13 protein-coding genes are annotated in these 17162 nt (G+C 63.3%); 3 read left to right on the forward strand and 10 right to left on the reverse strand.

All coding sequences use genetic code 11. The features are described 5' to 3' along the window. Positions 1-142: 142 nt before the first annotated feature. Both RPG13_RS05810 and RPG13_RS05815 read right to left on the reverse strand, forming a co-directional pair. A complete protein-coding gene (locus RPG13_RS05810) occupies positions 143-1156 on the reverse strand; it encodes an alpha-ketoacid dehydrogenase subunit beta (RefSeq protein ID WP_337124563.1) in 1014 nt (337 codons plus the stop codon). Positions 1157-1158: 2 nt separating this feature from the next. Further along, entirely contained in the window at positions 1159-2391 is a 1233-nt protein-coding gene (locus RPG13_RS05815) for a 3-methyl-2-oxobutanoate dehydrogenase (2-methylpropanoyl-transferring) subunit alpha (RefSeq protein WP_337124564.1), read from the reverse strand. Positions 2392-2704: 313 nt separating this feature from the next. On the opposite strand from RPG13_RS05815, the gene RPG13_RS05820 reads away from it, so the two are divergent. After that, positions 2705-3691, forward strand: coding sequence for an IS5 family transposase (locus RPG13_RS05820; protein ID WP_126103272.1), 987 nt, complete (start codon positions 2705-2707; stop codon positions 3689-3691). A 332-nt stretch (positions 3692-4023) separates the two neighbouring features. After that, positions 4024-5070 (forward strand): DNA polymerase III subunit delta, encoded by a 1047-nt coding sequence (gene holA / locus RPG13_RS05825; RefSeq protein ID WP_337124565.1) that lies wholly within the window; start codon positions 4024-4026, stop codon positions 5068-5070. Positions 5071-5372: 302 nt separating this feature from the next. On the opposite strand, the gene RPG13_RS05830 is transcribed toward holA, so the two are convergent. The 5 genes from RPG13_RS05830 to mnmE all read right to left on the reverse strand — a co-directional run bounded on the left by RPG13_RS05830 (position 5373) and on the right by mnmE (position 11439). Further along, positions 5373-6257: a ParB/RepB/Spo0J family partition protein gene (locus RPG13_RS05830; RefSeq protein ID WP_127205783.1), complete on the reverse strand. Its 885-nt coding sequence runs from the start codon at positions 6255-6257 to the stop codon at positions 5373-5375. A gap of 68 nt (positions 6258-6325) precedes the next feature. After that, positions 6326-7126 carry a ParA family protein gene (locus RPG13_RS05835; RefSeq protein ID WP_128285139.1) on the reverse strand — a complete coding sequence of 267 codons (801 nt, stop codon included), beginning with the start codon at positions 7124-7126 and terminating at the stop codon, positions 6326-6328. A 36-nt stretch (positions 7127-7162) separates the two neighbouring features. Further along, the gene (rsmG, locus tag RPG13_RS05840) at positions 7163-7798 is read right to left on the reverse strand and encodes a 16S rRNA (guanine(527)-N(7))-methyltransferase RsmG (protein ID WP_128285138.1); all 636 of its coding nucleotides are present in this window, start codon (positions 7796-7798) and stop codon (positions 7163-7165) included. Beyond that, positions 7795-9669, reverse strand: a complete 1875-nt coding sequence (gene mnmG / locus RPG13_RS05845) for a tRNA uridine-5-carboxymethylaminomethyl(34) synthesis enzyme MnmG (protein WP_337124566.1) — start codon at positions 9667-9669, stop codon at positions 7795-7797. Before mnmG ends, rsmG begins: the two co-directional genes overlap by 4 nt. A 441-nt stretch (positions 9670-10110) precedes the next feature. Then, the gene (gene mnmE / locus RPG13_RS05850; RefSeq protein WP_337124567.1) at positions 10111-11439 is read right to left on the reverse strand and encodes a tRNA uridine-5-carboxymethylaminomethyl(34) synthesis GTPase MnmE; all 1329 of its coding nucleotides are present in this window, start codon (positions 11437-11439) and stop codon (positions 10111-10113) included. Positions 11440-11503: 64 nt separating this feature from the next. Here mnmE and RPG13_RS05855 point away from each other — a divergent pair, with 64 nt between their 5' ends. After that, positions 11504-13537, forward strand: a complete 2034-nt coding sequence (locus RPG13_RS05855; RefSeq protein ID WP_337124568.1) for a thioredoxin domain-containing protein — start codon at positions 11504-11506, stop codon at positions 13535-13537. Between the two features lie 211 nt (positions 13538-13748). Here RPG13_RS05855 and rho read toward each other — a convergent pair whose 3' ends face one another. The 3 genes from rho to hemE form a co-directional block, all read right to left on the reverse strand. Beyond that, positions 13749-15014: a transcription termination factor Rho gene (gene rho, locus RPG13_RS05860; RefSeq protein ID WP_127293968.1), complete on the reverse strand. Its 1266-nt coding sequence runs from the start codon at positions 15012-15014 to the stop codon at positions 13749-13751. 169 nt (positions 15015-15183) lie between these two features. Next, a complete protein-coding gene (gene hemJ / locus RPG13_RS05865; RefSeq protein ID WP_442921384.1) occupies positions 15184-15720 on the reverse strand; it encodes a protoporphyrinogen oxidase HemJ in 537 nt (178 codons plus the stop codon). 2 nt (positions 15721-15722) lie between these two features. Beyond that, on the reverse strand, positions 15723-16751 hold the full coding sequence (hemE, locus tag RPG13_RS05870; RefSeq protein WP_337124570.1) for a uroporphyrinogen decarboxylase: 1029 nt from the start codon (positions 16749-16751) through the stop codon (positions 15723-15725). Between the last annotated feature and the right edge of the window lie 411 nt (positions 16752-17162).

Here is a 17162-nt window from a genome sequence, read left to right on the forward strand (position 1 = left end):
TGAAGAACTGGGAGAGGGGGATCGCCTGCGTGGCGGCCAGCCCCTTTTCCCCGTCCCTCACGGGGAGAAGATGCCGGCAGGCAGATGAGGGGCGGCGCCATGGTTGGCAATTGGTCCGAAGCGATTGCTCTGCCTCCCATCATCAGGCCTCCATCGTCTCAAGCAAGGCCCGGCCAAGCCGGGCGGGACCTGGAAAATAATCCCACTCCTGCGCGTGCGGATAGGGCGTGTCCCAGCCGGCGACCCGCGCCACCGGCGCTTCCAGATGATAGAAACAATTTTCCTGCACCAGCGCCGACAGCTCGGCGCCAAACCCCGATGTCAGCGTCGCCTCGTGCACGACCACGCAGCGGCCCGTTTTTCTCACCGAGGCGACAATCGTCTCGAGATCGAGCGGCAGCAGGGTTCTCAGATCAATGATCTCGGCGTCGATGCCGCTCTCCTCGGCCGCCGCCTGCGCGACATAGACCATCGTGCCATAGGCGAGCACGGTGACAGCGGCACCCGGCCGCCGGATCACCGCCTTGCCGAGCGGGACCGTGTAATGGCCGTCGGCGACCTCGCCGAGGTCATGTTTCGACCACGGCGTCACCGGGCGCTCGTGATGACCGTCGAACGGGCCGTTGTACAGCCGCTTCGGCTCCAGGAAGATCACCGGATCGGGATCCTCGATCGCTGCGATCAGCAGGCCTTTGGCATCGTGCGGATTGGACGGCACGACGACCTTCAGGCCGGAAACGTGGGTGAACAGGGCCTCCGGGCTCTGGCTGTGGGTCTGGCCGCCGAAGATGCCGCCACCGGTCGGCATCCTGACCACGATCGGACAGGTGAAATCGCCGTTCGACCGGTAACGCAGCCGCGCCGCCTCCGAGACGATCTGGTCGTAGGCAGGATAGACATAGTCGGCAAACTGCACCTCGACGCAAGGTTTTAGGCCGTAGGCGGCCATGCCGATGGCCGAGCCGACGATGCCGGCTTCGCTGATCGGCGCATCGAAGCAGCGGCTCTTGCCGTACTTCGCCTGCAAGCCCTGCGTGCAGCGGAAGACGCCGCCGAAAAAGCCGACATCCTCGCCATAGACGATGACGCGTTCGTCGCGCGCCATCGACACGTCCATGGCGTCGCGGATCGCCTCGATCATGGTCCGCCTTGGCATGGTCAGACCCCTGCCTGCTGGCGCTGGCGCCTGAGATGCGGCGGCATCTCGGCATAGACGCCCTCGAACATGTCGCGCGCCGAGGGCTTGCCGCCGGCATGCAGCGTGCCGTGCCGCTCGGCCTCCCTTTGCGCCGCGATCACCGTTTCGAGGATTTCTGCCTCGGCCTGGGTGTGGCGTTCGGCCGACCAGACGCCGCGCTGGATGAGATGGTTTTTCAGCCTGACGATCGGGTCGCCGAGCGGCCATGCGTCGGACTCGGCCTTCGGCCGGTAGGCGGACGGATCGTCGGAGCTCGAATGCGCGCCGACGCGGTAGGTGACGTATTCGACCAGCGTCGGCCCGAGATTTTTCCGCGCCCGCTCGGCGGCCCATTTCGCCACCGCATGGACGGCGAGGTAATCGTTGCCGTCGACCCGCAGCGAGGGAATGCCGAAGCCGAGACCGCGCGCGGCGAAAGTGCCGGAGCCGCCCCGGGCGATGCCCTGAAAAGTCGAGATCGCCCACTGGTTGTTGACGACGTTGAGCACGACCGGCGCCTTGTAGGTCGAGGCGAAGACCAGCGCCGAATGGAAGTCGGACTCGGCGGTCGAGCCGTCGCCGATCCAGGCGGCGGCGATCTTAGAATCATTGCTGATCGCCGAAGCCATCGCCCAGCCGACCGCCTGGATATATTGCGTCGCCAGATTGCCGGAGATCGAGAAGAAGCCATGCTCCTTCGACGAATACATGATCGGCAATTGCCGCCCCTTCAGCGGGTCGGCCTCGTTCGAATAGATCTGGTTCATCATCGTGACCATCGGATAGCCGTCGGCGATGAGCAGCCCGGCCTGCCGGTAAGTCGGAAAGTTCATGTCGCCCGGCGCCAGCGCCTTGCGGAAGGCGCAGCTCACCGCCTCTTCGCCGAGGTGCTGCATGTAGAAGGAGGTCTTGCCCTGCCGCTGCGCCATCTGCATGCGGGCGTCAAAGCTGCGCAGCGTCATCATGTGGCGCAGCCCTTCCAGCAATTCGTCGTCGGAAAGCAGCCCGGCCCATGGCCCGACGGCTTCGCCGGAGCGGTTGAGCACCCGGATGATCGAAAAAGCCAGATCGCGGATGGTGCGCGGATCGACATCAATCTCGGGACGCGGCACCGAGCCGGCCTTGGGGATGGTCACGTCAGAGAAATCCGGCGTCCCGCCCGGCCGCACCTCCGGCTCCGGCACATGGAAGCGCAACATTCCTGCATCGGCCATGACCTTCGTCCTCCAATGTTGCCTGGCGCGATAGTTGCACACCGCCGGACCAGTGCCAATTCGTCGGGCAAGGCTTCAGGCCAGCGATGCACCAGCCAGCACTCGCCAAGATGAAGATATGTCGGCGAAATTTCTTGTCGATCTTCCGCCGCCACGCGCAATTTGGCGCATGATTGCGCCGGGTTTCCCGCCAGATGAGCAATTCTCGGCGGATTGAGGGGCTTCGCGCGGCGTCTCCTTCTCCCCTTGTGAGACCTTTGCACAGAAGCCGAACGGTGATTCTGTGGTGAAGGTTGGAGCAGGGAGATTCGGGATGGCGGATCGTGTTTTGGGTCAGTTGAGTCTGGCGGACGGTCTGGCGGCGTCGGATGAGACGATTTTCGACCTAGTATCGAAGGAACTGGACTGGGCGCCGATCCGAACATTGCTGGGTCAGCGCAGCGGTCCTGGCTCGGGCAACACCAGCTATCCGGCGGAACCGCTGGTGCGCTGTCTTTTGCTGGGCATGTGGCATGGGCTGAGCGATCCGGCGCTTGAGGCGCAGATCCGGGACCGATTGTCGTTCCGCCGCTTTGCCGGTTTCAGCCTTTCGGACCGCACGCCCGACCATTCGACACTGTGGCGCTTCCGCGAGGAGCTGACGCGTGAGCGACTGATCGACAAGGTCTTTGAGGAGATCAACCGTCAGCTGGAGGAGAAGGGCCTGATCGTCAAGCGCGGCACCTTGGTCGATGCCACGTTCCTGCAGGCTCGTGGCCGTCCGCCCAAGCAGCCGAAGAAGGGCCACCAAGGTCCGGTCAAGCCGTCGGCCGACAAGGATGCGCGTTGGGGCAAGAAGGGCAAGAAGAGCACCTTCGGCTACAAGATGCACATCGGCGTCGACCAGGAGCACACCTTGATCCGGCGTGTCGAGGCGAGCGACGCCTCGGTCACCGACACCGAGCCGGCCGACCAGTTGATCTGCGGCGACGAGAAGGCGGCCTATGGCGATCAAGCCTATTACACCCACGCCCGCCATGCCCGGCTCGCCGCCGCCAACATTAAGGACCGGCTGATGCGGCGGCCCAACAAGCATCACCCCGAGTTGCCGCCGCGCCACAAGCTGCGCAACCGGCTGATCGCCAAGGTGCGGGCGGCAGTGGAGCGGCCTTTCGCCGTGTTCAAGGAGCGTTACGGCATGCGACGCCTGCGCTTCTTCAACCTCGCCACCAACCGCACGCAGTGCATACTGGCCGCCTGCGCTTACAATCTGCGCACCATGATTGGCGTCCTCTATCCACCCGATGAGAGGCGGACATGAGGGAGGAGTGCGTCCACAATCCGGCAGGATGGCTGCCTAAACCGACAAAGGCCCCGCAAGGGCCGCGGAAAACCGCTCTGCCGGCCTTCAAAAAGGCCCTCACTGACCACCGAAATCCACTTCGCTCCCCGTGCAAAGCCCTCCCTGTGGGAGAAGGTGGCCGAGCGAAGCTCGGTCGGATGAGGGGTGTTCCAGCCTGGCAAGGACGGCGCTCCGTCCAGCACCCCTCAACCGTCTTGGCGCTGCGCGCCAATCCACCTTCTCCCACAAGGGGAGAAGGAAGAAGGAGCCCCGCCGTTCACCCCGCGCCCGCATCATGCTAACCATCCCCCATGGCACAGAAGAAAGGTTACGAGGTCGATTCGTGGTTGGCGCGGCCCGATCCGCGCATCTCGATCGTCCTGCTCTATGGTCCCGATCGCGGGCTCGTCGCCGAGCGGGCGAAGGCCTTTGCCGGCAAAACCGGCCTGCCGCTCGACGATCCGTTCTCGGTGGTCAGACTGGACGGTTCGGAAGTCGATCGCGACGAGGGCCGCCTGCTCGACGAAGCCCGCACCGTGCCGATGTTTTCAGAGCGGCGCCTGCTCTGGGTGCGCAATGCCAGCGGCCAGAAAGCGCTTGCCGACGACGTCAAGGCGCTGACCGCGGAGCCGCCGCAAGACGCCATCATCCTGATCGAGGCCGGCGACCTGAAGAAAGGCGTCGGGCTGCGGGCCATCGTCGAAGCGGCCGACATCGCCATGGCCTTGCCGTGCTACGCCGACGAAGCCCGCGACATCGACACGGTCATCGACGACGAATTGCGCAAGGCCAGCATGTCGATGACGCTGGAGGCGCGCCAGGCGCTGCGCCGGAACCTCGGCGGTGACCGGCTGGCCTCGCGCGGCGAGATCGATAAGCTGGTGCTTTATGCCCACGGCCAGACCGAGATCGGCATCGAGGACGTCAAGGCGACATCGGGCGACGTCTCCGGTCTCTCCTTCGACGACGCCGTCGATGCTTTGCTCGAAGGCAAGGTCGGCGACTTCGACATGGCCTTCACCCGCCACTGCCAGTCCGGCGGCCAGGCCTTTCTGGTGCTGTCGTCGGCGATGCGGCAGCTGCAGGCGATCCAGGCGATGCGCGGCCAGATGGACACCGGCGGCCGCAACGCCGCTTCGGTCGTTGCCGCGGCGCGCCCGCCGGTTTTTTTCACCAGGCGCAAGCTGGTGGAGAAGGCCCTCGAACGCTGGAACAGCGAGGCGCTTGGCCGCGCTTTGACCAGGCTGCAGACGGCGGTCCTGCAGACGCGCCGACGGCCGGATCTGTCGGTCGCGCTGGCACGGCAAGCGCTGCTCGGCATTGCCGTGGAGAGTGCAAGGCTGGCTCAGCGCGGATGATCTCCCCCCTTGAGGGGGAGATGTCGCCGGTGGCGACAGAGGGGGTCGCAGCGCGTGGAACGCCGACATCTTCTTCGCTTCCGCAAGGTGCCGGCGCTTGATGTGAGACGACCCCTTCTGGCCTGCCGGCCATCTCCCCCTCGAGGGGGGAGATCAGCAGCCTCGGCGATTTCGCCAATTACCAGAGCACTGAAAAAGGAAGGGCGGCATTCGCCTCGTTGTATTACCAGGGCGAAGATGTCCGCCGGGTTGCTCCTAAGCCGAAGATTATTTGCCGGCTAAAACAGGCGTGCCTCAGCGCGCTACCGCTCCTGCTTCAAGCGCCGGCAGAGCTCATCGAGCTGGTCCAATGTCCGATAGGCGACGCGCAGCACGCCGCCGCGTTCCTTGTGCTCGATCGTGACGATCATGCCTATCGTGTCGGTCATCAGCTTTTCCAGCGCCAGCGTATCGGCATCTTTTTGCGCCGGTTCCGCAGGCTGTCGTTTTACGGTTGGAGCGCCGGCCGGCATCTGCGCCAGCGCTTCGGCCTGGCGCACCGAAAGCCCCTCCTCGACGATCCTCTTGGCCAGGCCCGCCGGATCCTCCGCCGTCACCAATGTGCGGGCGTGGCCGGCCGACAGCGCGCCGTCGACCAGCATGTCGCGGATCACGTCCGGCAGCTTCAGCAGCCTCAGCGTGTTGGCGACATGGCTGCGGCTCTTGCCGATCACCTGGCCGAGATCGGCCTGGGTGTAGCCGTGATCGTCGATCAACTGCTGGTAGCCCATCGCCTCCTCGACCGGATTGAGGTCGGTGCGCTGGACGTTTTCGATGATCGCCAGTTCCAGCGCCGTGCGATCGTTGACGTCGCGCACGATGATCGGGATCTCGCTCAGCCCGGCGCGCTGCGCCGCCCGCCAGCGCCGCTCGCCGGCGATGATCTCGTAGCGGCCAGCTTGCGTCGGCGACGGCCGCGCCACCACCGGCTGCACCACGCCGTGCTCGCGGATCGACTGGGCAAGATCGGTCAGGTCGGCGTCGCCAAAATGCCGGCGCGGATTTTTAGGGTTCGGGCTCAGGAACTCGATCGGCACCTTGCCGTCGGCATTCATGCCTTGCTTTTCCACTGCTGCCGGACGATCGATTTCGCCGATCAGCGCGGCCAGTCCCCGCCCCAGTCTTTTTCTTGAAAGGTCTTCGCTCATCGTCTGTCCAGATCGTTTCGGTATCGAATTATCTTCTGCATACCAGTTCCCAGTTTTGGGCGACTGCATCAAGCGGCGCGCAGTTTGCGCTCGCGGCGGATCACCTCGGAGGCAAGCTGCAGATAGGCCTGGCTGCCGGAGCATTTGAGGTCGTACAGGATCGCCGGCTTGCCGTAAGACGGCGCCTCGGAGACACGCACATTGCGCGGGATGACAGTTTCGTAGACCTTGTCGCCCATATGCGCCCGCACATCCTGCACCACCTGGTTGGCGAGGTTGTTGCGGCCGTCATACATGGTCAGCACGATGCCCTGAATGATCAGATCTGGATTGATCGAGCGGCGCACCTGCTCGACCGTCTCCAGCAACTGGCTCAAGCCTTCAAGCGCGAAGAATTCGCATTGCAGCGGCACCAGGACCGAATCGGCCGCCGCCATCGAGTTCAGCGTCAGCAGATTGAGCGATGGCGGACAATCGATCAGCACATATCCGAATGGGGCGCCACGCTCGCTCGCGGCACGGAGAGCATTGCGCAGCTTGAGCACCCGGTCGGGCGCGGAAGCGATCTCCATCTCGATGCCGAGCAGATCGAGTGTCGACGGCACGATCGACAGCCCGGGCACCGCCGTCGGGATCGCCGCTGCTTCCAGATCCAGATCGCCGGTCAGCACGTCATAGGACGAGACGGTACGGTCCTTGCGGTCGATGCCAAGGCCTGTCGAGGCATTGCCTTGCGGATCGAGGTCGACGATCAGCACCTTTTCGCCAATCGCCGCCAGCGCCGTGGCCAGGTTGATGGCCGTCGTCGTCTTGCCGACGCCGCCCTTCTGGTTGGCTACGGTGATGATTCGGGGGCCATTCTTCATCATGGGTCTATGCCAGAAATTCATTCCGAGGTCGCCGATCTAAGTCAGTTGGCGCAAATCAGACAGTTCGAGGATGACGCCATGAGCGTCGGTCGCGCTGGCATGTTCTACCAGATCGAACGACCATCGTTGAGCGCTTTCTGCCACTTCGGCGCGGTAATCCCGGCCTTTGTGGAACAGGCCGCGCCCGCCCGCCGTCAGCCACGGCGCCGATAGGTCAAGCAACGTCGGAAGCGACGCCAGCGCCCTGGCCGTGACGATTTGAGGTGTCGAAACAAGCGGATAGGCATCGTCGATGCGCCGCGCGATGACTCTCGCCGGCAGATTGAACTGCCCGACGACCGCTTGCAGGAACGACGCTTTTTTCCGGTTGCTCTCAACCAGATCGATGCTGGCGCCGTCACGCTCGGCAAGCAGGAAGGCAAGCACCAGGCCGGGAAAACCACCGCCAGAGCCGAGATCGACCCAGCGCTTCGCGTCCGGTTTGATTCGCGCAAGCTGCGCGCTGTCCAGGATGTGGCGGCGCCAGACATCGTCCTGCGTCGATTGCGCCGCCAGGTTTATCCGGCGGTTCCATTTCTGGAAAACCACCTCGAACTCGACCAGGCGTTCGAATGTTTCACGTGAAACCGGACCTGCAGCCGCTTGCAGGCTCGCCCAGGAGGCAGCGCTCACGCAACATTCCTTCGCGCGGCAGCCTCGGCGTTGCGAACATGCGCGACAATGATTGCCAGTGCCGCCGGCGTCATGCCTTCCATCCGCTGTGCGTCGGCGACGGAACGCGGCTGGCGTGCCAGCATCTTCTGCTTCAGCTCGTTGGACAGGCCCGGCACAGAAGCAAAGTCGAGCGAAGCCGGGATCAGCCGGCTTTCCTCATGCCTGATCTGCGAGACATCAGCCTGTTGGCGATCGAGATAAACCGAATATTTCGCCTCCGTTTCGAGGCGCTCGGCCGTTTTGGCGTCGATGGCGCCAAATTCGGGAGCGGTTCGGGCCAACCAGGCGATATCGACACCGGGATAAGCCAGCAACTCATAGGCCGAGCGACGCACTCCGTCCCTGTTGATCTCCAGCCCATGGCGCGCCGCTTCGTTGGGGGTCATGGTCGTTCCAAGCGCAAGGTCCCTCGCCTTTTCAAGCTCCTGCATGACATCGTTGAAGCGCTGCATCCGCTCCGGTGAAGCGATCCCGAGCTTCGTCGCCAGCGGCGTCAGCCGCTCATCGGAATTGTCGGCCCGCAGCGACAGCCGGAACTCGGCCCGCGAAGTGAACATGCGATAGGGTTCGGCAATGCCGCGGCTGGTCAGGTCGTCGACCATCACCCCGATATAGGCCTCCGTGCGGCTGAGCACGATCTGGTCGCTTGCCGAAGCCTGCCGCGCAGCGTTGAGGCCGGCAAGCAGCCCTTGCGCGGCGGCCTCCTCATACCCGGTGGTGCCGTTGATCTGCCCGGCCAGGAAAAGAGCGCCAATCCGCTTGGTTTCCAGCGTCGGCTTAAGCTCGCGCGGATCGACATGATCATACTCGATGGCATAGCCGGGCTGCAGCATGATGGCACGCTCAAGGCCAGGAATGGTCTTCAGAATGTCGAGCTGAACGTCCTCGGGCAGCGAGGTCGAAATGCCGTTGGGGTAAACGGTGTCATCGTCCAGCCCTTCCGGCTCCAGAAAAATCTGGTGGCCTTCGCGGTCGCCGAACTTGACGATCTTGTCTTCGATGGACGGACAGTAACGCGGCCCGACCCCTTCGATCGAGCCGGAATACATGGCGGAACGGCTCAGATTGGCGCGGATCAGCTCGTGCGTCGCCGCCGTCGTGCGCGTGATGCCGCAATGGATCTGCGGGTTGGCGATGCGGTCGGTCATCAGCGAGAACGGCACCGGATCCTCGTCCGCCGCCTGGCTCTCCAGCGACGCCCAATCGATCGTCCGCCCATCCAGCCGCGGCGGCGTGCCGGTCTTCAGCCGCCCGAGCTTGAAACCCGCTCTGCTCATCGTCGCCGACAGGCCAAGGCTGGCCTGCTCGTTCATGCGGCCGGCAACGATCTTCTTCTCGCCGATATGGATTAGCCCGCGCAGGAAAGTGCCGGTCGTCAGCACCACGGCGCCGCAGGCAAGCCGGCGGCCATCCGCCAGCAGCACCGCTGCTATGCGCTCATTGTCGACTTCGAAATCCAGGACCTCGCCCTCGACCACGTCGAGACCGGCCTGCTCGCGAATCGCCGCCTGCATGGCGAGCCGGTAGAGCTTTCTGTCGGCCTGCGTGCGCGGCCCGCGAACTGCCGGTCCCTTGCGACGGTTGAGCAGGCGGAACTGGATGCCGGCAGCGTCGGCGACGCGCCCCATCAGCCCGTCCATGGCGTCGATCTCGCGAACCAAATGGCCCTTGCCGTTCCCGCCGATCGCCGGATTGCAGGACATGACGCCGATCGTCTCGAAGCGCAGCGTCACCAGAGCGGTTTTGGCACCGGCGCGCGCGGCAGCGCTGGCCGCCTCGCAACCAGCATGGCCGCCGCCCACCACAACCACATCATAGTGATCGGTCATTTTAGAATCCCGCATTCAAGTCGCCCGACACATGTGCCCGTCAGGACGTGGTGTCAAGAATACGTGGAGTTTGGCGGGCAAATCTCTTCGAAGAAGTGGCGAAGCCGGCGCCGTCTTCCCTTGTCGCCTTGTGGGAGAAGGTGGATTGGCGCGCAGCGCCAAGACGGTTGAGGGGTGCTGGACGGAGTGCGGTCGGTGCCATGCTGGAGCACCCCTCATCCGTCGCCTTCGGCGACACCTTCTCCCACAAGGGGAGAAGGGAGAGCGCACAAAAGCTCTAGCGCCGGCGCGCCACGGCTCGCCCCGGAATCAGTGAGGAGCGAACTCGACCTAAAGCGATTGCCCGGCGAATCGTTTCACGTGAAACAATGCCTTCGACGTGATCACTCAGCGTTTCACGTGAATCATCGCGAGCCTTCCCTCCCCAGTGTTTCACGTGAGTCATTTGGCGATGCAGAATTGCGAGAAGATTACGTCCAGCAAATCCTCGACATCGACCGCCCCAACGATCCGGCCAAGCCTATCAGCTGCCAGCCGCAATTCCTCGGCCCGCAGCTCCTGCCCGCGCTCATCCCCTGCCACCGCCGCAAGCAGAAAGCTTTTCGCCTCATTGAGAAGCTCGACGTGCCGCAGCCGCGACGGCAGGATATCGCCGGCCTCGCCGATCTGCGCTGCCGCGCGACGCCCGATCTCCGCCAGCAGCTCCGCCAGCCCGGCACCGTCTCTGGTCGAGATAACGGCATCGTAGCGCGTCGCAAGCGCCGGTGATTCATCTTGCAACAAATCGACCTTTGTCCCGATCCACAATGTCGGGACCTCCGCTGGTATTGTGCCGATCGGGACCGGGTCCACCATATCCTCCAACACGAGCAACAGATCGGCGGTTCCCGCCTTGCTCCTCGCCCTTTCGATGCCAATCGCCTCGATCCTGCCGGGCGTCTCGCGCAGGCCGGCGGTATCCGTCACCCTGACCCGCATCCCCTCCAAATCCAGCACCACCTCGAGCAGGTCGCGGGTCGTGCCGGGCTCTTCCGTGACGATTGCCGCCTCGCGCCGGGCCAGCGCATTGAACAGGCTTGATTTGCCGGCATTCGGCGCGCCGAGGATGACGACCTCAAACCCGTCGCGGATGATCTCGGCCGCCCGGAATCCCTGGACATGACGCTCGATCTCGTCGGTCATCGCGCGAACATCCGACCAGACCGTCTCTGCAACGGAACCGGGCACATCGTCTTCGTCGGCAAAATCGATCTCGGCTTCGATCATCGCCCGCGCATGGATGAGCCGACGCCGCCAGCCCAGATAGAGCTCGCTCTGCATACCCTCGGCATTCTGCACGGCAAAGCGTCGCTGCGCCTCCGTCTCGGCGTTAACGAGATCGGCCAGCGCCTCGGTCTCGACCAGGTCGACCTTGCCGTTAAGAAAGGCGCGGCGGGTGAACTCGCCCGGCTCGGCATGCTTGACGCCATCGAAGCCGGCGATCGTCTCCAGCATCTTCGCCACCACGGCGCGGCCGCCATGGACATGGAATTCCGCGATATCCTCACCAGTAAAGCTGTTCGGTCCTGCGAAGAAAACGATCAGGCCGCTGTCGAGCACCGATCCGCCCGGCGCCCTGAACTTGCGATAGGCCGCAACACGGTTCTTAACCACTGGACCGGCAATCGTTTCGACGACGAATCGACTTTGCGGACCCGAAATGCGGATCACGGCAACGCCGGCGGGCAGGCGGCCGCTCGACAGGGCAACAATGGAATCACTTGAAATCATTTGCCGACCCAGCACAACCGCCCTAGCTTCGCTTATTCATCGACAATTCGCCGAGTGCCCGACCGTGACATTACCCGCGCAAAATCTGCCCGCGCAAAATCTACTTGCCGAAGAGGCCAGCCCCTATCTGCAGCAGCATAGCGGCAACCCGGTGCATTGGCGGGCGTGGTCGCCGGCGTCGCTCGCCGAAGCAAAGGCGCTGGAGCGGCCAATCCTGCTCTCGGTCGGCTACGCCGCCTGCCACTGGTGCCATGTCATGGCGCACGAAAGCTTCGAGAATGACGATGTCGCCGCCGTCATGAACCGTCTCTTCGTCAATATCAAGGTGGATCGCGAGGAGCGGCCGGACATCGACCAGATCTATATGGCCGCGCTGTCCTCGATGGGCGAGCAGGGCGGATGGCCGCTGACCATGTTCCTGACGCCGGACGGAAAGCCATTTTGGGGCGGCACCTATTTTCCACGCGAGGCGCGTTACGGCCGTCCGGGCTTCGTCCAGGTGCTGGAGGCGGTCGACAAGGCGTGGCGGGAGAAGAAAGAAAGCGTTAACCAAAGCGCCGACGGACTGACCACGCATGTCGAGGCGCGGCTGGCGGGCACGCATGCCAAGGCCGTGCTCGACCGCGACACGCTCGCGAACCTTGCCCAAGGCATCGACGGCATGATCGACAGGGATCTCGGCGGCCTGCGCGGCGCGCCCAAATTCCCCAACGCGCCTTTCATGCAGACGCTTTGGCTGTCGTGGCTGCGCGACGGTAGCACATCGCATCGCGACGCCGTGCTGCTCAGCCTCGAAAAGATGCTGGCGGGCGGGATCTACGACCATATCGGCGGCGGGCTGAGCCGCTATTCGACCGATGCCGAGTGGCTGGTGCCGCATTTCGAAAAGATGCTCTACGACAACGCCCAGCTCATCCGGCTGTGCAATTGGGCCTATGCGGCATCGGGCAATGATTTGTTCCGGGTACGAATCGAAGAGACGATCGACTGGCTCTTGCGCGAGATGCGCGTCGATGGCAGCGCTTTCGCCGCCAGCCTCGACGCCGACAGTGAGGGCGAGGAGGGGTTGTTCTACACCTGGAGCAGGGATGAGATCGAAACCGCTCTTGGCGATGAATCAGCGTTGTTTTTCAAACACTTCACACTTTCCGGTCCACATGGCTGGGAGGGCAAGCCCATCATCCACCAGACCGGAGCCCAGCAAACGCAAAGCGTGGTCGATCGCGACGGGCTCATTCAGTTAAAAGAAAAATTGCTGGCAGTCCGGGAGCAGCGCGTCAGACCCGGGCGTGACGGAAAAATCCTGACCGATTGGAATGGGCTGGTGATCGCGGCTCTCGCCGAAGCCGGGCGCGCCCTGAAACGGATCGACTGGATCGAGGCGGCGGAACAGGCCTTTGCCGCCATTGCCAGCGCCAGCCGAGACGGCCGTTTGCCGCATTCGATGCTTGGCGCAAAGAAGCTGTTCCCGGCCCTGTCGAGCGACTACGCCGCCATGGCCAACGCCGCGCTCTCATTGTTCGAAGCTACCGGCACATCGAGTTACGCCGAGCTGTCCGGCCAATTCATCGCGCAGCTCGACCGGTGGCATCGCGACGGTGACGACACCGGCCACTATCTGACCGCTTCGGACAGCAGCGATGTGCCGATCCGCATCAGGGGCGATGTCGACGAGGCCATTCCATCTGCCACCGGCCAGATCATCGAGGCCATGGTCCGATTGTCCTCGCTTTCAGGCGATCTCGAATTGCAGCAAAAGACCTGGAAAATCGCCGAACACGCGGCCGGCCGTGCGGCGCATCAGGCCTATGGCCAGGCGGGCATCGTCAACGCCTGTGCCCTGGCGATCGAGCCATTGAAACTGGTGCTGGTTGATGACCCGGAGAATACCCGGCTTGTTCCGGTTGCGAATCGAAATCCCGACCCGCGCCGGATCGACACTATCGTGCCAGTCGGTTCGGTGGGGAACGTGCCGGCTTTGCCGGGGGGCATGCTGCCGCCAACCGACAAGCCCGGCGCCTGGCTGTGCACCGGGCAGGTCTGCCTGCCGGCCGTAACGAGCGCTGAGGAGCTCGAACGCCTGTTACATCGTCAGTAGGCGCAAAGGTGCGCAGAACCGGGAACAGCGCCCCCTCGGTCCTGCCGGACATCTCCCCCACTCGGGGGGAGATCGGCAGCTTCGCCGACAGCGTCCCTTTTGCAAAGTTGGTGGTTGGCGAAATCAGTCATGACGGCCAATCTCCCTCCTTGTGGGGGAGATGTCCGGCAGGACAGAGGGGGGCGCGAAGGATCGCCGCGCCTCAGCCCTCTTACGTATTCATCGAATCGAAGAAATCCGCATTGGTCTTGGTCTGCTTGAGCTTGTCGATGAGGAACTCGATGGCGTCGGTCGTGCCCATCGGCGCCAGGATGCGGCGCAGCACGAAGATCTTCTGCAAGTCCTGGCGGGCGACCAGAAGATCTTCCTTGCGGGTGCCGGACTTGAGGATGTCCATCGCCGGGTAGATGCGCTTGTCCGCCACCTTGCGGTCGAGCACAATTTCCGAATTGCCGGTGCCCTTGAACTCTTCGAAGATGACCTCGTCCATGCGGCTGCCGGTATCGATCAGCGCGGTGGCGATGATGGTCAGCGAGCCGCCTTCCTCAATGTTGCGGGCGGCGCCGAAGAAGCGCTTCGGCCGCTGCAGCGCATTGGCGTCGACACCGCCGGTCAGCACCTTGCCGGATGACGGCACCACGGTGTTGTAGGCGCGGCCGAGGCGGGTGATCGAATCCAGCAGGATGACGACGTCACGCCCGTGCTCGACCAGGCGCTTGGCCTTCTCGATCACCATTTCGGCGACCTGGACGTGGCGCACCGCCGGCTCGTCGAAGGTCGAGGACACGACCTCGCCCTTCACCGAGCGCTGCATGTCGGTGACTTCCTCCGGCCGCTCGTCGATCAAGAGCACGATCAGATAGCATTCCGGATGATTGGTGGTGATCGAGTGGGCGATGTTCTGCAACAGCACCGTCTTGCCGGTGCGCGGCTGCGCCACGATCAGGGCGCGCTGGCCTTTGCCGAGCGGCGCCACCAGGTCGATGACGCGGGCCGAGATGTCCTTCGAGGTCGGAACCTCCATTTCCATCTTCAGCCGCGAGGTCGGGTAAAGCGGCGTCAGATTGTCGAAATGGATCTTGTGGCGGATCTTTTCCGGGTCGTCGAAATTAATCGTGTTGACCTTGAGCAGCGCGAAATAGCGCTCGCCCTCTTTCGGGCTACGGATCGGGCCTTCGACCGTGTCGCCGGTCTTCAGCGAGAACCGGCGGATCTGCGACGGCGAGATATAGATGTCGTCCGGACCCGGCAGATAATTGGCATTGGCCGAGCGCAGGAAGCCAAAACCGTCCTGCAGCACCTCGACGACGCCGTCACCGATGATCTCGATATCCTGCGTTGCCAGCCTCTTCAGGATCGCGAACATCAGCTCCTGCTTGCGCATGACGCTGGCGTTCTCGACCTCGAGCGATTCGGCATAGGCGATCAGCTCTGGCGGTTTCTTGTTCTTGAACTCTGCGAGTTTCATTTCTTGCATCATTAGACGGACTCTGAGTGAGTAAGCATTGGGAAAATATCGGCGGGATGCGACAAATGCCGGGCGCGGCCGAAGCGATGAATGGGGCGGCGCATGACGGGAAGGAAGACCCGTCTTTTATCGTCGGTCGACTGAAAGAGCAAGCCGCCTTTTGCAGGTCATCGAAGCCTCAGAAAGGCTTCACTATGACCAGCACGACGATGACGATCATCAGCAATGTGGGGATCTCGTTGACGATCCGCCAGTGCCTCGCGGGCTTTTCGTTGCGGTCCTCGGCGAATTTGCGCACCGCGCCGGCGAGATAGCCATGAACGGCGGAGAGCCCGAGCACCGCGGCGATCTTGGCATGCAGCCAGCCGCCCTGAAAACCGAAGCCCTTCCAGGCCAGCCAGAGGCCGAACGCCCAGGTGATGATCATCGCCGGATTGATGATGCCGCGCAGCAGGCGGCGCTCCATCACCTTGAAGGTTTCGGACTGGACCGAGCCTTTCTCCGCATCGGCATGATAGACCAGCAGCCGCGGCAGATAGAGCATGCCCGCCATCCACGAGATGACGGCGATGACGTGGATCGCCTTTGCCCAGGGATAGAAATCATCCGGTCCGAACAGGAACAGAAGCCCGGCCAACACGAGGAAAACCGCAATCGCGATCGCTGCGCGGCGCATTGCGCCAACACCACCTTCCGCAGGGCCTTTCCCCATCATCGTCATGATGCGCTCCGCACCAGCTTCACCATGGCCTCGACATGCGCGATCGGCGTCTCCGGCGTGATGCCGTGGCCGAGATTGAAGATCAGCGGCCCATCGCCCAATGCCTTCAGGATAGCGTCGACGCCGTCGGCTAGAGCCTTGCCGCCGGCCACCAGCCGCAACGGATCGAGATTGCCCTGCAAGGCGCCACCGTGTTGCAGTTCCTTCGCAGTCGATAGCGGCACGGTCCAGTCGAGCCCCAGCCCCGTCACGCCGGTCTTCTGCCGATAGCTCGTGTAGTGAGCGCCGGCACCCTTGGGAAAGCCGATGATCGGAACGTCGGGATGGACGGCTCGCACCTGCCTGACGATCTCCGCCACCGGCCTGACGCAAAACGCCTCGAAAGAAACTTCATCGAGAACGCCGGACCACGAGTCAAAGATCTGCACCAGATCGGCGCCTGCCTCGATCTGCCGGATCAGATAGGCGGCCGAATGATCGGCAAGCACATTCAGCAGCTGCAAGAAAGCTGCCGGCTCGCGATAGGCGAACAGCCGCGCCGGCGCCTGGTCTGGGGTGCCATGGCCGGCAATCATATAGGTCGCCACCGTCCAGGGCGCGCCGCAAAAGCCGATCAGCGTCGTTTCATCGGGCAGTTTTGCCCGCAGCCGTCTGACCGTCTCATAGACCGGTTCGAGATTCACGTGAAACGTTTCGCCGTCCAGAGCCGCAATCTCCATGGCCGAGATCGGCGTCAACAGCGGCCCGCGTCCCTCCTCGAAGCGCACGTCGCGGCCCAGCGCATGTGGCACGACAAGGATATCGGAAAACAGGATCGATGCGTCGAAGCCGAAGCGCTCGATCGGCTGCAGCGTCACTTCCACCGCGAAGTCGGGACTATAGCAGAGATCGAGGAACGACCCGGCCCGCCTGCGTGTCTCCCGATATTCCGGCAGATAGCGCCCGGCCTGGCGCATCATCCAGAGCGGCGGCGGGAACACCGCTTCGCCCTTCAACACGTCCAGCATGATCCGGTTTTCAGGCATTCAGCGCTCGCATGGTGGTCTGCGGCCGATCGCAGATGTTGGAGATTGGCGGCTGAAGGCCGATCGGCAGCGACCGTTCATGATCTCTCTTAGGCCCAGTCAAAGAGTCAAATCCTCTGCCTCTCCAGGCTTCTCTATAATTAAATATTCTATTTCTAGGAATCTTATGATTCTAAGAGTCTGTTGGTATCGGTGGTTGTCTCCTGTCCCGTTTTGCCCCGGAAAAGGCCAGCCAGCATATTGTCGCGTGCTTCTTCTGCCGGATAGGAGGGGATTGGGGACAGTTGGAAATTTCCGACTGGGAACAATGAGTTGCCGCCCGCGCAAAGAAAATGGGCCTGTGGATGGGGCTGAGTCAAAAAAGCCCGTCCCCGGACTTGTCCCCAGCCGCCCGACGAAGCCGACAGCGCA

The sequence above is a fragment of the Mesorhizobium sp. ISC15 genome (genome assembly GCF_037162615.1).
Lineage (GTDB): Bacteria > Pseudomonadota > Alphaproteobacteria > Rhizobiales > Rhizobiaceae > Mesorhizobium > Mesorhizobium mediterraneum.